The organism is Paenibacillus sp. FSL P4-0176 (assembly GCF_037975265.1).
Classification (GTDB): domain Bacteria; phylum Bacillota; class Bacilli; order Paenibacillales; family Paenibacillaceae; genus Paenibacillus; species Paenibacillus amylolyticus.
In genome coordinates, this window is sequence record NZ_CP150242.1 from 221,837 (window position 1) to 238,417 (window position 16,581).

The window sequence follows — 16,581 nt, forward strand, 5'->3', positions numbered from 1 at the left end:
TAAACGATATAAATGACACTTGTGTCAAATTAAAGCCAAGAATAAAGTTAGCTCTTGGCTCCTCCGATCCACATTTGGAACAGCAGCTTTCCCCAATCAGGCGTAGGGATATTTAGCATATTAGGCGTATTAATTAAGTTAAAAAAAACACCAATAAGTACAGGTAGAGGAATATCTTGTCGCAGGGCTTGATTCTGCTGAGCGCGTTCAAACAAGCGTGATAATTGAATTTTTAGGGTCCTATGTGCTTCCTCAATAAATTCAAGATCTCTCGCTGCCGCAGCAGAATTAGTTGTATTAATTTTACTGGCATCTCCCAGAAGTTGATGGAGCGTAGATTCTTCTGCGTAGATCAGAAGCAGTTGCTCAAGAGCATCCATTGGATCAGTCTCATCAATGGCTAATGAATTCTCTAATACGGTTGCAATTGATCGCTTCATACAAGCAGCGACGATCTCTTCTTTATTCGCGTAATATTGATATATCGTGCTCCGGGCTCCGGACAGATGCTGTGAGAGCAGCTTGAGATGAAAACCGTCATAGCCATGCTCAAGTACTAATTTTTTAGTTGTGTCCAGTAGCTCTGTTTCAGTAAAAGATTGTTTTCGTCCCATTAAATCTCTTCCTTTTTATCATTTAAAATCGGTGTGAACTTCACGTAATCGATGTGTACTGCAGGTCTGTAGAAGTTCTTCACTTTACTTGCTTATTATGATCAGTTTAGCATATGTTTGATGGCCATAATACCAACCAAGACTATTGTTCTGGATAAATGGGCGGACGATATACAAAAGGCAAACCCTTGAACTTACAGAGGGTTTGCCTTTTTCTTTCTATTTATCGAATAACGAATATATACCGATACGAATACAATTGATCTTACGATCAGACTCACGCATGTACCGAATGAATCTTGATGTTATCCTCGATCCTTCGGCGCCAGCTCGATAGCAGAGCGAATGGCAGCCAGCATGCTTTTATCATCGGCGATATTTTTACCGGCGATATCGAAGGCTGTACCGTGGTCAACAGACGTACGGATGATACCGCCTTTCAGACCAACGGTGATGTTCACGCCTTCTTCAATGCCCATTACCTTGATCGGTGCATGGCCTTGGTCGTGATAGCAGGCTACGACGATATCGAAGTCACCGCGACCAGCGCGGAAGAAGAGTGTGTCCGCCGGGAGTGGACCAACGACGTTAATGCCTTCCTTCTGTGCACGTTCGATACCGGGCTGAAGCTTCTCTTCTTCTTCTCCATTACCGAACAAGCCGTTCTCTCCAGCATGAGGATTGATTCCGCATACGGCAACGCGCGGATTCTCAAAGCCTGCTTTTTTCAACGTATCATGAGCAAGCTTCACGACGGTGTAGGTTCTTTCCGGGTTAATACTTGCAATGGCATCGATCAGACCCATGTGTGTTGTCAGGTGAATAACGCGCAGATTAGGCGTGGTCAGCATCATCGAGAAGTCCTGTGTATCGGTCAGGTCAGCCAGAATCTCGGTGTGCCCCGGATACAGGTGCCCCCCTTGATGGAGAGCTTCTTTATTCAAAGGTGCGGTGCAGATGGAGTGAATCTGCTGTTTTTTGGCAAGATCAATGGCTTTGGCGAGAAACTGGAATGCTGCATCTCCAGCCACGGCAGATACTTTACCGTATTCCAGATCCGCAGGAACGAGGTTCAGATCAATCACATCCACAGTACCGAATTCATACTTGGCTTCAGAAGGCTCTTGAATCGCATTAACGTTCAGACTTGAACCGATGACTGGCAACACACGCTCCAGAATCTTTGCATCACCGATAACGAGTGGATTGCACTGATCGTACATTTCTTGATGACCCAGTGCTTTCATAATAATCTCCGGTCCAATACCTGCTGCGTCGCCCATCGTAATTCCAATTGTAGGTTTCATACGAGAATACCCCCTTTTAATTTTTGAATCGCATGGATAAAGACATCCGGTTTACCGAATCCGCCTGCTTTGGTAATCACATGCAGATCATCAATCCCTATAAACTTGGAGATCGGCACGCCGATTTCAAGCTCATCCAGCAACTCGAAGCCGCTAATATTCCATTTCAGACAGATTTGTTTTGCTGTATCGCCACCGGTCATGGATACCCCTTTGAACAATCCCTCTTCCAGCAGTTTGGCACAGATCTCACCCATCGCAAGTACAATCTCGTTGCTGACTTCCGTGTGATTGAGACCACGAATTTCGCCCGTTGCTCGTGCCAGTTCGATATCCACCTGTTCAGCGGTGGAGTAGAGGACAACATCTTGTCCTTCCAGCGCTTTGTCTCGAACCTCGTTATATACACGTTCCATCTCTTCCGCGCGGTCTGCGGTTGCGGATACCGCTTTGAAAGAATGGAAGGAGACTGAAGCTACGCGGGACTTGCGCATCAAGCGATGCAGCTGCTCTCGGGAGTTTTTGTTCACGCTGCCAACCACCGTTAGGATTGGACCGGGATTCTCCGGGATATCAAGTGACGAAGCCCTGGATTCCAACTCGTAATGTGCGGGGAGGTAATTGGCAATGCCCGCCGAACCTGCCCAAGTAAAGGTATACTCCAACTCGCGAGTCATCTGCAGAATCAGTTCCAGATGTCTTTCTTCGGTGGAGTCCACCATTACATACGGGATATTCTTTGTTTTCAACTGCTCTAGCTTGGTGCGAATATGATTCTGCCCGGCTTCCAGATCGGCGACGGTGATCTCGCCAACTTCGTACTTGGTCTGTTGTTTCAACAAGTCCGGAAGGTAGGAAATCGTTACAGGTGTCTTCGGATCATGGGCAATTTCAGTATCTGCCAGCGGAACGCCGTTCAGGTAATGAATTCCTTCCAATATCGTCCGGTTATTTTTTGGATAACCTGGGGCAATCATCATAAAGTCCGGCTTTACGACATCATATACAGCATCAATCTCGATACCGATATTACCGCGCATGGTGGAGTCCATTTTTTTGAAAATCGTCTCAAATCCGTTGTTCTTCAGCAATTCAGCAGCCCGATATACACGGTCATACGCTTCCTGCGAGGATATGGAACGACTATCTGTATCAAAGACGACGGCATCGTAACGTGTAAGAGGGCCTTCATCCATATTAAAAAGAACACTGGTCTTCAAGCCGTGACGGGCAAGCTGCACCCCGCTGTCATTGGCACCGGTCAAATCATCTGCAATAATGGCTAATTTCATGCAGTCATCCCTCCTTGTAAGCACAATTTAATAAAAAGTCCGTTCAGATCATCCATTAAGCACAGATTAAGCAAATTAAATCAGGTGATACCCATTTATGTGGTTGGTCGTTGATTGTATTTCTCGACTCCACCTGATTTCTCTAATCGTTTGGAGAGGAACCCGATGAAGATCGGCAACAGGATGGCTGTTGTTACAACGCTCGCTGCAATTTGCACCGTAGCAATCTCGGCAATTGGGCCAAATGAAGCATTAGCAGCCACGATGGCAGCAGGTGTACCTACGGCATTCCCGGCAGTTGAACCTTCGGAAGCACCAACGATAGGGTTCCAGCCGATGGCTTTAAAGAGCAGGAAACCGATTCCCCCCGTTAATAACACGGTTAACACACCCAGTAAAATTCCGCTAAGACCACCTTGAATGATGGAGGAGAAGCTAATGTTCATACCCAGAGCAAATGCAAAGAACGGAACAAGTTTGTCACTGCCTTTATGCAGCCATTCCGCCAGATTGCGGTCCAGATTACCAATAATGACACCAACGATGAGTGGAAGCAATACCGCAACAAAGGCCATAGGGGAAAACATACCGTTTGCAAAACCCATCGCACCAAAGATGGAGAGCGCTACCATGGTCAGGAAAGGACCATCACTGAGAGCGAGGAAAGGGTAGGCTGCTTTGTCATCTTCTTTCCCGTATTGGCCGGCGAGAGCAATGTACAAACCGCCATTAGAGTTAGTCATCGCAGCAATAATGGCAAGCGGGGCCAGACCGAGAAATAACCCGTTTGAATCCGCGAACAAAATAGCGATAAAACCAAGGGCTGCACCAATCACCCATTTGAACGTAAGCAAGGTCAAACCTTTGCCGACAGAGGAACCTGCTGTTTTAAACGTAATCTGTGTACCCGCAATGAACAGGAATAGGGCAATCAACGTACTGGCACTGTTAACAAAAAGTGCTTCCGTGAATCCGCCAATGCGCAGGGCATTCGGGAAGAATGTATTAATGGTTGCACCAAGTAACAGGGGAACGACCATCATACCGCCAGGGATGCGATCTAAAGTTGCTTTAATGTTCATAGTAGTAGCTCCTTATGAAGTAATCGTTTTTATGAAGCGCTTGCAGGGATTATATTATCCCATATCGTTTAATATAGCAACAATAAATTATTGTAAATTTTAAATACGCTGTTAACTGTTTAAAAATGCAACACATAAAAGCGATAAAAAAGACGCAAACTTAAAGTTAATCTTTAAGTTTACGCCATAATGTGGCCCGGTTAATCCCCAGACGCTCTGCGGCCTTTGATTGATTGTTATTTTCCTCCTGAAGCACGAACTGAATAACTTCTTTCTCAATCTCCTTCAGCGTACCGTTCAACTTCATTGGGCTTGAAGAAGGTTGCTGATCCAGCAAGCGGGACAAGGTAGCCGTGGTGATTACATAATCTTGTTCGTTGAGTGCAGCCTGCTTGATCAGATGTTTCAGCTGGTTGACATTCATATGTGTGATCTGATCTTGGATCAGCTGTAGAGCATCTTCTTTGATTCTCACCGCAGTAGTTCCGTATTTGTGGTAGTAATCCGTCAGGAAATGCTGCATCAGTGGAGCCAGATCCTCCGGTCTATCCGCAAGATTTGGCATCATGATTGTATTAAGCTCCAGATCAAGTGACCACTGCGGGTTCAATATCTGTTCCCCGAGTATAAACACACCTATTTGGTTTTGAAGGCAACTCTGGATAAAGGCGAGCAACTCCGGATCTTCCATACGTGTTTCCATGTGGTTAATCTCTACATTTCTAACCTTGGCGAGTGGTATCTTGTGCAAATGACCGGGCGGAACTTGTGAGAGATCCATCTGTAATAAGAGTCCGCCACCGGAGTACATCTGATGAATATGTTTGACCAGAAAAGATTTACCGGAATCCGCTTCACCCCGCAGATAGATCGGTTCATGATTCTCGTAGAGTGCCCGAATGTTCTGTAATACCGCCTGCATGGCAGGGGATTCGGCAACGATAGGCTCCATCGATGCGTCCGTAAACGTTGTGATGCCGAATTGTGCAAAGGCATAGGGTTGTCCTTTTTCCAGCATATATACCTTGTAGTTCTTGTTGTCCAAGGTCGTTTCATAGGCGTTAACCGTAAGTTGATAATCGTCCACCATAAACACATTTTGGATCTGGGATTGATGGAATTCCAGACTGGTATTGGTCAGATATATGTGATTATCGGTCAGCGGATTTTGCTCAAAATCGGTCAGGTTCTCAAATACAACCTCATTCCGTTCATTTAAAATAACTAAATTGGGATGTTCCCGTGTAACCAGGTCATTCAGGATGATCGATATCGCATGATTTTTGCTCAAATAACGATAGACCAACTGCGCATCCTCCATCGCTCTAAGGATGGATTCCTGGCCGGATTGGATCAACAATCCCTCCAGACCATAAGTCTTCGCGGTGTTGACGGTGATCACATCTCCGACAATCTGTCGGTACCCGGAAGCTTTCAACTCCAAGAGTAATCGTGCCACATCTTCCGAGCTATGTATGGTATAGACCTTGAGGGGCAGATCCATCAGATCAATAATCGATTGTGCACCAGAGGTGATGTTGGAGAAGCCAACAATAGCTGTTTGGCCGTTAAACTGGCTTGCTAGTGTAAGTGAACGAATCATATCATAGCCCGATAACTGCACATCAATGACGGGAATGGTCACTGCTTTTTTAATGAGTTGGGCGGTTCCGCCGCGGCTGATGATAATCTCTGCACCGTTTTTCTCAGCTTGAGTTGCTAATTCCACACCGTTTGCCAAGTCGCCCACGTCCGTCTGAATGGTTAACTGGGGAAAGCGAGGAATGCACTCTTGTATAATAGGAATCATCGATTCGTAGGGAGCAATAAAGTGAACTCGTGTACGCATAATTTTCCTGCCTTTATAGAAAACTTTGATCCCCTTATTATAGCCAACTTGCGAAGGAATGGCACCTATGGGGGAACCAGCCCTGTTGTGTCTGCAAAATACCTGTGTTTATGCCTTCATAACTCTCCGAGTGGAATGTGATGAAATGCACTGAATCGAATCGTTATGTATTTCAAAATTAATGCATAATTGCACACGCTAAGTATAGAGAAATGAGGAGATTCTAAATGGGAGAGATTCATAAAGTTGCTGAGCCGGATCACATCATTAAGGATGTTGTCGGAAAGTTCCCGTGCAGGGTGCTGTGGAGTGAAGGCCGCCCATGTCTGGAGTATCAAAGGGAAGAGAATGTGGCGTTAATCACAAAATACGTCCATAAAACGTATAACGTTGAGCTGTTGGATGTGTTTTTCACAGCGGTGGAGAGCCTTCCAGTTGAGCCATAGATTAGCAGGGAATTGTGGATTGCGGGCAAAGGGTTTAGTACTTACGTTTTTGTGTGTTTATACAAGGTCATAAGGCGACACTATAGGTGTTCGTCTTTTCTTTTATTACTCCATCATTACCCGAGTTTGGATCGTAGTAACTCCACTTGCCATCGTGAAATGTGAAACGTATGTGGGCGTATTCATGTATTATAGTATACATATGAACTTTTCGGAGGAGGAACAAGTAATGGGAATCTTATCGAGGTTTAGAGACGTGATGAAGGCCAATGTGAACCACATGTTGTCTCGGGCGGAAGACCCGGAGAAAAGTGTGAATGAATATATGCGCAGCCTGAGCAGTGATCTGGGTCAGGTGAAGGCTGAAACGGCAGCGGTGCTGTCGGATGAGAGCCGGGCGAAGCGAGCATTGGATGAGTGCAGCGCCGAGGTCAACAAGTTACAGCGGTATGCGGAAAAATCGGCGGAGTCGGGAGACGAAGACAAGGCACGTGGTTTTCTGGAGAAGAAAGTGAAGTTGGCTGACAAATTGAACGAATTACAGGCTGCCTATGAACGTGCTTCAGCCAAAGCCAAGATGATGAAACATATGAATGATAAACTCGTTGCAGATCTGGGGAAATTGGAGGCGCGGCATGCAGAACTGAAAGGTCGCATGGCAGATGCAAAGGGGCAGCAACAGGTCAACGAACGGAATGCATCTGCGGGCAGAGCTGATGCTACATTGAAGGCCATGGAAGACAAGGCGAACCAGGCGCTGAACGAAGCAGAGGCTTTGGCAGAACTTCGTGCTGGGGCACAGGAAGATGATTTGGACGAATTAATTGCCCAGTTGGAGAGGGACATGAACGCAGATGCGGGTAATAATGAGAGTGCGTCGCCAAGTGCAGAGGAAGAACTCGCAGCGATTCAGGAAAAGCTGAAGAATAAGTAATACGTTACACCATTTCGTTAACATTGAGGTGAGCAGATGCCGGTTATTGAATATAAATGTCCAAACTGCGGCAGTGGTATGATCTTTGACAGTGTGTCAGGTGCATTATCCTGTCCCAGCTGCGGCCGCCAGGACAACATAGAGCAGATCCCCGATCCCTTGAAGAGACAAGTATTCACCGAAAATGAGGTCAAGGAATACCACTGTAACAGCTGCGGAGCTGACATTGTGACAGAACCGGAGACCAGTGCGACGACCTGCAGTTTCTGCGGTGCAGCGGTTGTACTCAGTGATCGGCTGACGGGCAATCTGGCCCCTGCGATGGTGATTCCCTTTTCGATCAACAAGGATCAAGCCAAGCAGGCTTTCAAAAAGTGGTGCAAAAACGGCCTTTTAACGCCAAGTGGCTTCATGTCCGCCGATCGGATTCAGAGCATTACCGGCATGTACGTTCCGTTCTGGTTGTACGAGTTACATAACAAAATCGAAGTGCATGGTCGTGGCACCAAGGTCAGATCCTACACCCAGGGCGACTACCATTACACGGAAACACAGCATTTCGATATATACCGCCGGATTCGGCTGAATTACGTGAACCTGCCCATCGATGCATCGGAGAAAATGAAAGATGAACTGATGGATAAGCTTGAGCCTTTTCCATATAATCAGCTGAAATTGTTCAAGACCCCGTATCTGGCGGGGTACATTGCGGAAAAATACAGTTATACGGACGAGGAACTTTTCCCACGGGCCAAGGATAAAACGAGATCGTACATTGATTCTTATATTGCCTCAACTGTATCCGGATATACCAGCGTGAGCTACACGGACAAACAGATTGATACTACGCTCAAAAATGCGGACTATGTGCTGCTCCCAGTGTGGATGGTCAACTATGACTACAATCGGGCACAGTATACCTTTGCCATGAATGGTCAGACAGGTAAAGTGGTCGGCAAACCACCGATCAGCAAAGCCAAAGTGGCAGGATGGTTCGCAGGAGTCTCTGCGGTCTCGTTGTTGTCACTGAAGCTGGTTTCCTGGATGATGGGAGGTGGATTCTTATGAGAAAAAGAATCCCTCTGGCCGTGATGGCTACGCTCATTTTACTTATGATCACCCTTGTCGCTCCGTTGATTCCCATGTCATCGACATCCGCAGCGGAGGGCAAAAATCTCATCTACGATGAGGCCAACCTGCTGAGTGAGCAGGAGAAAAGTGAATTGAATGCACTTGCGAATCAGTATGGCGCGGAACGGCAGACGGACTTTGTTATTTTGACAACAAATAATGTTGAGAATCAGGATGTTATACTCTTAACTGAAGATTTTTATGATGAGCAGAGGCTAGGATACGATAAAGAACATGGTAATGCTGTCATATTGACGATGGACATGAATAATCGTGAAGTATATTTGGCTGGGTTTTATAAGGCAAAAGAATATCTGAGCGATCAGCGGCTTGATGCTATTCGTACCCGAGTTACCTCTGAATTGTCCAGTGGGGATTATAAACTCGCATTTGAGAAATATATTGAGCTCTCTTACAAATATATGGGGTATAAACCTGGTGTGAATCCAAACAATATTTTGTTCAACGGTTGGTTTCAGTTGGGAGTATCTGTAGTTCTTGGCGGTATTGTTGTTGGTATTATGACCTATCGTTCCGGGGGACGTGTCACGGTCAATCGTGCGACTTATGAGGATTCAAGCAATTCTAGTGTAATTGATCGTCAGGATCGTTATATCCGTACAACCGTAACCAAGCGCAAAATCGAGAAGAACAACAACAACGGTGGCGGAGGAGGAGGCGGGGGTACCTCCCGAGGCGGTCATTCACACAGTGGAAGTAGAGGTTCGTTTTAGTAACTGAGTAATCGGATTACGTTAAATAGAAGGGATGGGAATTAGTATGGGATTTTTCAGAAATCAATTTTCGAATGTGGTGGAATGGGAAGAGTTCAGAGATGACATGATATTTTGGAAGTGGAGCAACCGGGAGATTAAGAAGGGGAGTAAACTGATCATCCGTTCCGGTCAGGACGCCATTTTCCTGAATAACGGTAAGGTGGAAGGCATTTTCGAGGACGAAGGATCATTTAATATCGATTCCGAGATCATTCCGTTTCTTTCTACCTTAAAAGGATTCAAATTTGGATTCAACAGCGGCATGCGGGTCGAAGTCTTGTTTGTAAATACAAAAGAGTTCACCGTGCGGTGGGGCACACAAAGTCCGGTGTTGATTCCAACACCACAACTGCCGGGCGGGATGCCGATTCGGGCCAACGGTACATTTAATTTTAAAGTAAGTGACTATGTCACCCTGATTGATAAGATTGCAGGGATCAAACAAAGTTATCTGGTGGAGGATGTCAAAATCCGAATCACTTCCGTGCTGGATCAGCTTCTAATGAAGTGGATTAGCCGTGAAGGGAAGGATATGTTTAACCTGCAGGCGAACGCCTCGGATATTGCCAAAGGTATTCAGGAAGATCTGGATATGCAAATGATGGATATCGGCATTGGGATTACCGGTTTCCAAGTGATGAGCTTCAACTATCCAAAAGAGATTCAGGATATGATTACAAAGACCGCTTCGCATGAGATGATTGGTAATCTGCAAAAGTATCAGCAGGTGAGTATGACAGACGGCATCTCATCCGGTAAAGTACAGGGCGGCGGCGCGGCTTCGGATATGGCGGGCATGATGATGGGTATGAACATGGCCAATGAAATGATGAAAAACATGAACCAGAACCAAGGCCAAAACCAGAACAATAATTCCAATTCGTCTCAGAATCAGAATAACGATCAGAAACCAGCGGGAAATAGCAACGGTGATTCAAATACATCTTCATCTACAGAAGGCAACAAGAAGCCAAACTTCTGCCCGAACTGTGGAGCCAAAAATGAAGGAGCCAACTTCTGTCCGAATTGTGGGCAAAAGCTGAGCTAATTAAATAAATACATGTAGGGCTAGGTTCGTAGTAAGTGAAATTGCTGCGGAGCTAGCCCTTTTTTGTTTGGATTCATACTTATAGCAACATGGAGTAGAGCAGAGGAACGGGTGCAGTATTTTAATTTTTATAAAAGAGTTGACAACCGATCACAAATCATTTATCTTTAACTTAAGATATTTAATTTAAACATAAATAGCAATCAAAACAAATATCTTTAATCCATTACACAAGGAGAGATCAAGATGATGATCCCAACATTGACCAGAATAAATGAACTTTCAAGAAAAGCCAAAGAGGGCGGATTGACGGAGATGGAGAAAGAGGAACAGGTTCGTCTTCGCCAGGAATATCTGCAAACTTTTCGCGGTTCGGTCAACGACATTCTGCTGAATGCAACCATCTATGATCCAAACGGCGATGACGTGACTCCTGATAAATTGAAACAAGAACAGGCCAATCAAAATAACGACTAGAATACAATTCGCTAGATCATATATCTTAATTTAAAGATAATACAAACTTACTATAAATCACTTACCAAACCAAGGAGGAAATAATCATGACTATTCAAACAGCAGGTATTCACCATATTACAGCTTTCGCAGGAGATCCACAGGCCAACGTTGATTTTTATGCCGGAGTTCTGGGACTTCGTCTGGTGAAAAAAACAATCAACTTCGATGCACCTGATGTATATCATCTGTATTTTGGCGATGAGCACGGAAGCCCAGGTACCATCATTACCTTCTTCCCATCCGCTGGATCACCACGGGGCAAAATTGGCGGAGGTCAGGTCGGCATCACTTCCTATGTCATTCCTCCTGGGTCGATTGGCTTCTGGCAGAATCGGCTGGAACAGTATAACATTGAGGTAACCAAAACAAGTCGCTTCAATGAAGACCTGCTTCAATTCGAAGATGGCGAAGGCCTGCGGCTTGAGCTTGTTGAACGGGAAGAGGGAGCAACCAGCACTTGGGCGCACGAGGGCATTCCAACAGATAAAGCAATCAAAGGCTTCGGTGGTGCTGTCCTGTTCAGTGTTAACCCGCAAAGAACGATGGATGCTCTTGAGAAAATTTTGGGATTTGTCAGAGTGAGTGAAAATGAAGAGTATGCCCGTTTCCGGTCCAGCGGGGATATCGGTAATGTCGTAGATGTTCCAGTGACCCGTATGGCTCTGGGTATGGGCGGCGCAGGAACCGTGCACCATATTGCATGGCGCGCTACAGACGATGAGGAGCATGCACAGTGGAGCGAAGCTGTACGTGATTACGGGTACCAACCGACTCCAGTGCAAGATCGTCAGTACTTTAACGCAATCTACTTCAGAGAAGCTGGCGGCATTCTGTTTGAAATTGCTACAGATCCTCCGGGTTTTGCCAAAGATGAACCTGCTGATTTGCTTGGACAAAAATTGATGCTGCCTGAATGGTTTGAGAAATACCGCCCTCAAATTGAGGACAATCTGCAACCGATTGTGGTAAGAACGCTCGTACCTGCTACAGCTGCGAACTAATAAGAGTTCTAGAAAAAACCTGAAAAAGCGAAGCGTTCGCCTAAAAGCTTTCTGAAAGAAAGCTACATCGGAAGTATACGCTATCCCCGGATTTTCCCTTAGGAAAAGGGAATTGAAAAATCTGGGGATAACAGCGATTGGAGGGTTATTCGTCATCGAAGTGTAGGTGTAAATGAAAAACCTAAAGGAGCAACGAAGGATGATGGAGAAAAAGGTTACCTGGCTGGAGCTGTTTTACGATCTGCTCTTTGTAGCAGCGGTCTCCAAAGCGGGTCATGTCTTGTTACATGCCGAACACGGAGTAATTTCGTTTGAATATTTAATGAAGTTTGTGCTTATTTTTATCCCTGTTTGGTGGGCATGGGTCGGTCAGACCTTGTTTATTAACCGTTATGGTCAAGACATCCTGATCCATCGAATATTCCTCATCCTTCAGCTTCTGTCCGTTATGGTCATGACGGCGAGTCTTTCTACCCATTTTGACCAATACTACTTGTCCTTCTTCATAGGATATATCGGCTCGCGGGCATTTACGGCGATTCAGTATCTGACGGCTCACAAGTCAAAAGGCGAGCATCAGCAGCGAGCGGCCCGTTATTTGGGTATCTGTTTCCTTATTGGCATATTGATCTCATCAGGTTCATTGTTCTTCGATTCCTGGTTACGCTACGTGATTTTGTATGCGGGGATTGCTGTGGACATTGTGCTTCCGCTGATCGGACGCAAAAATCTGGTGAAGGTACCGGTTCAGACCCATCACTTGTTGGAACGTTTCGCGCTCTTTACACTCATCCTGTTGGGTGAATCGGTGGTAAGCATTATCGCGGTGCTGCAAGCCGATCACTGGGATATGAAATCCATTCTGTTTGCCGCCTTTACGTCCATCTTTGTCATTGCGATATGGTGGCAATACTTCGACAACGTGGAGAAAAAAGTCAGCAAAGAGATTCAGACTGCCGGGCAAGCGATCATATACGGCCATCTGTTCATCTACATCTCTATGAGTATGATCGCTGCCTCAATTCAGCTGTTATATCAGAATCAGTTAAACTATGTGTTCATGCTGGGGTTTGTATTTGGATCAGCGTTACTGTATTTCTTGTCGACATCACTTGTGTTCCATCGTTACAGACACGCACATCTACGACTCCGGCCACGTCATCTGGCAGTCATGGTGGGATTACTGGTGGCATTTGTCCTTGTTGATCTGGTCTACCAGGTTCCGAGTTATGTCATCATGGGCGAAGACATGTTATTCTTCCTGGTGTATGCGAAACTTACGACTTAATATGAGTACTATAAAATGAAGAAAAGCCACGGACAACAGGTGTCCGTGGCTTTTTATTATGCCGCTAATCCTGGACATTTTTTAATAATATAAATAAAGCACAAATCTAATTTAATTTCTTCTATAGAATCTGTTAATATGAGACTAGGTACAAGTGAATCTACCAGATCATAGAATATCTTTTTATAAAATGAGTGTACGTTTTGTTATATAAATTGAACTAAACATTTACACGAAACGGAGAGGACAGAAAAAACCTGAAGAAGCGAAAGCGTTCGCCTTTATCCCCGGATTTTCCCCATATAAGGGGGATTCATAAAATCTGGGGATAACAGCGATCGGAAGGTTATTCTGTCATCGGAGTGTCCAGTGTAAATATTCTTTAGTTCAATTTATATAGTTCATTTTATATATAGCGATTCGTAGATATGGGGATGACAATCAGGAGGGAAATCATTGAGCACACATCAAATCGGAGTTCCATTGGAAGGGTTTGCAGAGTTTAGTCGTACGGTTGCCGCTGAAGGAGCCGTTTTACTCAGAAATGAAGGCCAAGTGCTTCCACTTCGTGAAAACGAAAACGTTTCAGTTTTTGGTCGCATTCAAGTCAATTATTATCGGAGCGGCACGGGTTCAGGCGGTAGTGTTCATGTAGCTTATACAACGAATCTGTTAGATGGACTTCGCAGCAAAAAGAATATTACTGTTAATGAAGAGCTGGCAGCTGTCTATGAGAAGTGGATTGAGGAAAATCCATTTGATGATGGCGGAAAAGTATGGGCGGCTGAGCCATGGAATCAGAAAGAAATGCCTTTGACGGATGAACTGGTTGCACAGGCCAGAAGCAAGTCTAGCAAAGCCATTATCGTTATTGGACGTACAGCAGGAGAAGACCAGGATAATGCGGATGCGCCAGGAAGTTACCAACTGACAGAAGATGAGAAAGCGATGTTGAAGCAAGTTACGTCGCAGTTTGAACACACAATCGTTGTGTTGAATGTCTCAAATATCATCGACATGAGCTGGTTAAACGAAACGTATCTACATCCGATCCAAGGCGTAATTTACTCCTGGCATGGCGGTATGGAGGGTGGTAATGCGATTGCCGATGTGCTGGCGGGGGACGTTACACCAAGCGGTAAACTGACAGATACGATTGCATATTCCATCGAAGATTACCCTTCGACAAGCAACTACGGCAATGAGTTCAAGAACCTGTATCAGGAAGATATCTATGTAGGTTATCGTTATTTCGAAACGTTTCGACCTGAGCGCGTTCAGTTTGAATTCGGTTACGGCCTGTCTTATACGACGTTTTTGGCCCAACACGAAGAAGCAAAATCAGTGTCCAAAGACGGCGAAACCTACATTGAAGTTCGTGTAAATGTGACCAACTCAGGTACAACATATGCGGGCAAAGAGGTTGTGCAAGTTTATTATGAAGCACCACAAGGCAAACTGGGACAACCGGTGAAGGCTTTGGTGGCTTTTGGCAAAACAGGATTGTTGCAGCCGGGCGAGTCAGAACTTCTGACGATCAGCTTCCCGATCCATGCCATGGCATCTTACGATGATGCAGGCGTTACAGGTCTTGCTTCCGCGTACGTATTGGAAGAAGGCACATACCGACTGCATGTAGGAACCAGTGTGAAACAAGTGCAGCATATCAGCATTGATGGCCAGGATGGCTATAGTATTGAATCTCTTCAATTGGTGGAGCAACTGCAAGAAGCGATGGCCCCAACTGAAGATTTTACACGGATGAAACCAGGTTCACGCAAGGAAGATGGATCTTATGAACTGACTTATGCAGAAGTACCGAAACGTAAGATATCCATGGCAAACCGGATTGAGCAGAATCTCCCGCAAACGCTGGAGCAGACAGGTAACCAGGGCCACAAGCTGAGTGACGTTAAGGCTGGCAAAGTGAGTCTGGAAACCTTCATCGCTCAACTGAGTGATCAGGATCTAGCGGCAATTGTCCGTGGCGAAGGCATGAGCAGTCCGCTCGTTACTTCGGGAACAGCATCTGCATTTGGTGGTGTCAGCGACAGCCTGTTTAACTACGGTATTCCGGTAGCATGTACGGCAGATGGCCCGTCCGGTATTCGTATGGATAGTGGCGAGAAGGCAACACAGGTATCCATTGGTACGTTGCTTGCGGCCACATGGAACAAGGATCTTGTTGAAGAGTTGTATGTGATGGAAGGACAGGAATTGCTGAGAAATCAGGTGGATACCCTGCTCGGACCTGGACTCAATATCCGCCGGAGCCCGCTCAATGGCCGGAACTTTGAGTACTTCTCCGAAGATCCGCTGATCTCGGGTGTATTTGCCGCAGCATGTACGAAAGGTATCATGAAGGGTGGTTCCAATGCCACACTGAAACACTTTGCCTGCAACAATCAGGAGAAACACCGCAGTAAAGTAGATGCTGTTGTCTCCGAACGTGCACTGCGTGAAATTTACCTGAAAGGGTTCGAAATCGCTGTAAAAGAAGGCGGAGCAAACTCCATCATGACCTCCTACAACCCGGTTAACGGACACTGGGCGGCATCCAACTACGACCTGAACACCACGATTTTGCGTGGCGAATGGAATTTCGAGGGAATCGTCATGACCGACTGGTGGGCGATTATGAACGATGTGACCGAAGGTGGAGAAGCTGATCGCAAATACACCAACTGGATGATCCGTGCGCAGAATGATCTCTACATGGTTGTACCGAACTACGGCGCAGAGATTAACGGCTGGGACGACAACACGATTGAATCCTTGGAAAATGGAACACTTACGCGCGGAGAACTGCAACGCTCGGCGATTAATATCTGCAAATTCATCATGAATGCACCGGTGTCCGGCAGAAAACACGAGATAGTGGAGAACGTCGCTTCGTTCCAAGCGAATGCATCCCTATCTGCTGCACAAGCTCAGGATCTGGTTGAGAACGCACAGGTGAAACCTGCGGTAGCTGAACCGGTCTACATGAAAGTGGACAAGGCAGGCCATTACCGGATTATCGTACAGATCATGTCCCCTGAGCCGGAACTGGCTCAAAGTGCATGTAACCTGCTCCTGAATGATCAGTTGGTGACCACCATCCAAACGAATGGTACAGAAGGCAAATGGATCAGACAGAAACTTGTCAAAGTAGATCTTGAAGCAGGACTGTATGAATTGAAACTGGACTTCACCAAACCAGGTCTCCAGATTGACTGGATCGAATTCAAACAGGTGTAGAAGATAATCGGAAATATCAGGTGATAAGAGCAATCGAAAGGTTGTTCTGTCATC

At 45.8% G+C, this 16,581-nt stretch carries 14 protein-coding genes; 9 read left to right on the plus strand and 5 right to left on the minus strand.

Going from position 1 to position 16,581, the window contains the following annotated elements:
• Nucleotides 1-47: 47 nt before the first annotated feature.
• From MKY95_RS01070 to MKY95_RS01090, 5 genes are all read right to left on the minus strand, one after another.
• On the minus strand, nucleotides 48-614 hold the full coding sequence (locus MKY95_RS01070; protein ID WP_076320064.1) for a TetR/AcrR family transcriptional regulator: 567 nt from the start codon (nucleotides 612-614) through the stop codon (nucleotides 48-50).
• Between the two features lie 305 nt (nucleotides 615-919).
• Entirely contained in the window at nucleotides 920-1,921 is a 1,002-nt protein-coding gene (pdxA, locus tag MKY95_RS01075; protein WP_036616286.1) for a 4-hydroxythreonine-4-phosphate dehydrogenase PdxA, read from the minus strand.
• Nucleotides 1,918-3,213 (minus strand): four-carbon acid sugar kinase family protein, encoded by a 1,296-nt coding sequence (locus tag MKY95_RS01080; protein WP_036616289.1) that lies wholly within the window; start codon nucleotides 3,211-3,213, stop codon nucleotides 1,918-1,920. The genes pdxA and MKY95_RS01080 overlap by 4 nt, the downstream gene beginning before the upstream one ends.
• A 95-nt stretch (nucleotides 3,214-3,308) precedes the next feature.
• The gene (locus MKY95_RS01085) at nucleotides 3,309-4,295 is read right to left on the minus strand and encodes a 2-keto-3-deoxygluconate permease (protein WP_036616292.1); all 987 of its coding nucleotides are present in this window, start codon (nucleotides 4,293-4,295) and stop codon (nucleotides 3,309-3,311) included.
• Between the two features lie 166 nt (nucleotides 4,296-4,461).
• Nucleotides 4,462-6,144 carry a sigma-54-dependent transcriptional regulator gene (locus tag MKY95_RS01090; RefSeq protein WP_036616294.1) on the minus strand — a complete coding sequence of 561 codons (1,683 nt, stop codon included), beginning with the start codon at nucleotides 6,142-6,144 and terminating at the stop codon, nucleotides 4,462-4,464.
• 227 nt (nucleotides 6,145-6,371) lie between these two features.
• Here MKY95_RS01090 and MKY95_RS01095 point away from each other — a divergent pair, with 227 nt between their 5' ends.
• The 9 genes from MKY95_RS01095 (at nucleotide 6,372) to MKY95_RS01135 (ending at nucleotide 16,527) form a co-directional block, all read left to right on the plus strand.
• Nucleotides 6,372-6,590, plus strand: coding sequence for a hypothetical protein (locus MKY95_RS01095; RefSeq protein WP_036616296.1), 219 nt, complete (start codon nucleotides 6,372-6,374; stop codon nucleotides 6,588-6,590).
• 229 nt (nucleotides 6,591-6,819) lie between these two features.
• Entirely contained in the window at nucleotides 6,820-7,524 is a 705-nt protein-coding gene (locus MKY95_RS01100; protein ID WP_036616298.1) for a PspA/IM30 family protein, read from the plus strand.
• A 36-nt stretch (nucleotides 7,525-7,560) separates the two neighbouring features.
• The gene (locus MKY95_RS01105) at nucleotides 7,561-8,592 is read left to right on the plus strand and encodes a hypothetical protein (RefSeq protein WP_036616300.1); all 1,032 of its coding nucleotides are present in this window, start codon (nucleotides 7,561-7,563) and stop codon (nucleotides 8,590-8,592) included.
• A complete protein-coding gene (locus MKY95_RS01110; RefSeq protein WP_339196415.1) occupies nucleotides 8,589-9,389 on the plus strand; it encodes a TPM domain-containing protein in 801 nt (266 codons plus the stop codon). Before MKY95_RS01105 ends, MKY95_RS01110 begins: the two co-directional genes overlap by 4 nt.
• 46 nt (nucleotides 9,390-9,435) lie before the next feature.
• Complete coding sequence (locus MKY95_RS01115; RefSeq protein WP_036616306.1) at nucleotides 9,436-10,479, plus strand: SPFH domain-containing protein; 1,044 nt, start codon at nucleotides 9,436-9,438, stop codon at nucleotides 10,477-10,479.
• Nucleotides 10,480-10,728: 249 nt separating this feature from the next.
• On the plus strand, nucleotides 10,729-10,956 hold the full coding sequence (locus MKY95_RS01120; RefSeq protein ID WP_036616421.1) for a DUF896 domain-containing protein: 228 nt from the start codon (nucleotides 10,729-10,731) through the stop codon (nucleotides 10,954-10,956).
• An 86-nt stretch (nucleotides 10,957-11,042) separates the two neighbouring features.
• Complete coding sequence (locus tag MKY95_RS01125) at nucleotides 11,043-11,999, plus strand: ring-cleaving dioxygenase (protein ID WP_339196420.1); 957 nt, start codon at nucleotides 11,043-11,045, stop codon at nucleotides 11,997-11,999.
• 199 nt (nucleotides 12,000-12,198) lie between these two features.
• Nucleotides 12,199-13,287 carry a low temperature requirement protein A gene (locus MKY95_RS01130; RefSeq protein ID WP_036616312.1) on the plus strand — a complete coding sequence of 363 codons (1,089 nt, stop codon included), beginning with the start codon at nucleotides 12,199-12,201 and terminating at the stop codon, nucleotides 13,285-13,287.
• A gap of 456 nt (nucleotides 13,288-13,743) precedes the next feature.
• Nucleotides 13,744-16,527 carry a glycoside hydrolase family 3 C-terminal domain-containing protein gene (locus MKY95_RS01135; protein WP_036616315.1) on the plus strand — a complete coding sequence of 928 codons (2,784 nt, stop codon included), beginning with the start codon at nucleotides 13,744-13,746 and terminating at the stop codon, nucleotides 16,525-16,527.
• The last annotated feature ends 54 nt before the right edge of the window (nucleotides 16,528-16,581 follow it).